This window comes from Idiomarina sp. UBA4206 (genome assembly GCF_002383015.1).
GTDB lineage: Bacteria > Pseudomonadota > Gammaproteobacteria > Enterobacterales > Alteromonadaceae > Idiomarina > Idiomarina abyssalis.
In genome coordinates, this window is the sequence record NZ_DFTS01000037.1 from 66,987 (window position 1) to 68,908 (window position 1,922).

Sequence of the window (1,922 nt, forward strand, 5' to 3'; positions counted from 1 at the left end):
ATACGCCTTGTGGGTAAATCACCTTGGTTGGAATAAACAAAACTGGTGTACCCGCCCAGTATAGGCGCACCATAATTTCAATATCGAAGTCCATGCGTGTGCCAATATCGCGACGCTTTATTAAGCCCACTGTCTGGTACAAGGGATATACCCGAAAACCACACATAGTATCCTTTATCTGCATCGATAAAGTTTCGATATGCACCCAAAAGTGAGTGATCTTGCGCCCAATGCGTCGGCTGGTCGGCATGCTCTCATCATACTGCGGAAACCCGCTTATCAGCGCACCGGGGTTCTGTTTCGACAAAGCTAAAAACTCAGGAATATCATTACTGTCATGTTGGCCATCAGCGTCTATTTGCAACGCGTGAGTAAAACCTTCTTCAGCCGCCAAATGGAAGCCGGCCATAACCGCCCCGCCTTTTCCACTATTTTCGGGAAGCGTGTGCAGTAGTACAAGTGACTTATGCTCTTCCGCTAAAGTTGCCAGAACTTCTTTGGTATGAACATTTGAGCCGTCATCAACAATAATAATTGGCAACTCGTAAGGCAGCAGTCGCTCAACCGTTGCCGTAATGGTTTTATCGTGATTATAAATAGGAATAAGAAAGCAATACTGAGACATATTAATTAAACACCAGGCGTCCGGAAGACAGCGCTTTATCACCGTCAGAATATTTAAAGGTAACGCAGTCTTCGCGTTTTCTCTCAATGAACAAGTCAACCGTCGCCCCGGGTAAAATCATGTCGTTAAACTTGAGGACTTCAATGCGTTGAATTGAGGTGGGTGTTGACCAATGCTCAGCGGCAAGCTGCACCACCCAGTCAAGTTGTGCGACCCCGGGTAAAATGGGCGCTGAAGGAAAATGACCCTGCAAATAAATACAATCTGCTTCTAATTGAAACTGTCCATTAAGTGCCGGCTTTTCATTCTCGCCGGCGCTTTCGGAGAAGCGAATAAACTTAGGTAGTTGAGTCTGCATAATCTCTCTACTTTTCCTCTTCGAACAACGCCTGTAGGTCAGCCTGAGTGACTTTGCCGGCGCCGTTATAAGGTAGCTGCGCCACATAACGAAAACGTTTAGGTACAACAACTTTTTCAAAGCGCTGCTGTAAATGATGCCGCAACTCCTGACGCACTTTAAAACGCCCCTGGGCATTAAGTTCTGCATTGCCGGCGGAGTTCAGCACTAACACCAAACCCAACTCAACACGAGGGCTATGTAACACACAAGCTTTGGCTGACTCGACCCATTCGTGCTGCTGAATAAACTGCTCGACTTCATTCAGCGATACTCGCTTTTCAGCAATTTTAGTGACTCTGTCCTGGCGTCCGAGTAACAGAAAACACCCCTGCCCCTGAAGCTGAACTTTATCTTCTGTAGTATACGGCCTTTGTGGCTCTTTAAGATACGGTGACTGAATAACCAGTATATCGTTGTTGTCGCAGCTCACCTCTATGCCTGCCAGAGGCTTGAAACTATCTGAAGCACCCGGATTACGCTGCCGCCAGGCTATACCTCCGGTTTCCGTACTGCCGTACACTTCAATGGGGGCCTGCAGTTCATTGTCAGCGAAGTTGTTAGGAACTGAGCCCGGCAACGGTCCACCTGACGAAAAGACCATGGTCAAAGCATTTTTATGCTGCGCCAGCTGTGGCAAGTTATCCAAACGCTGCAAGTGTGCAGGACTGCTTACCAAAGCGTAACGCCGACCGTCAGCTTTCGCCAATAGTTGCTGCAATTGCTCAGGGTAATCGACTAAAGGTAATGTTACCGAACGCCCGGCTGCAAGAGGCCATAGAACTGTAAACAAAAGCCCGTAAATATGCTGATGAGTCACCGTGGCCAGAATATCCGTCTGGCCTAGTTTATCTGCAAAGGTTTGCTCCAGCGTCTCTACTTCCAGCCATAACTGTCTGA

Annotated in this window: 3 protein-coding genes; all 3 read right to left on the reverse strand. The window is 47.8% G+C overall.

The features are described from left to right. Positions 1-625 (reverse strand): glycosyltransferase family 2 protein (locus B3180_RS07860; protein ID WP_286843885.1); only part of this gene is annotated, 625 nt, incomplete at its 3' end. 1 nt (position 626) lies between these two features. After that, positions 627-983, reverse strand: a complete 357-nt coding sequence (locus tag B3180_RS07865; RefSeq protein ID WP_054488775.1) for a hydroxymyristoyl-ACP dehydratase — start codon at positions 981-983, stop codon at positions 627-629. A 7-nt stretch (positions 984-990) separates the two neighbouring features. Next, positions 991-1,922: AMP-binding protein (locus tag B3180_RS07870; RefSeq protein WP_286843888.1), on the reverse strand; the 932-nt coding region annotated here is incomplete at its 5' end.

Bases quoted from the DNA above. Each gene is read 5' to 3' on its own strand.
- B3180_RS07865 (WP_054488775.1), bottom strand. From the start codon at position 983: ATGCAGACTCAACTACCTAAGTTTATTCGCTTCTCCGAAAGCGCCGGC.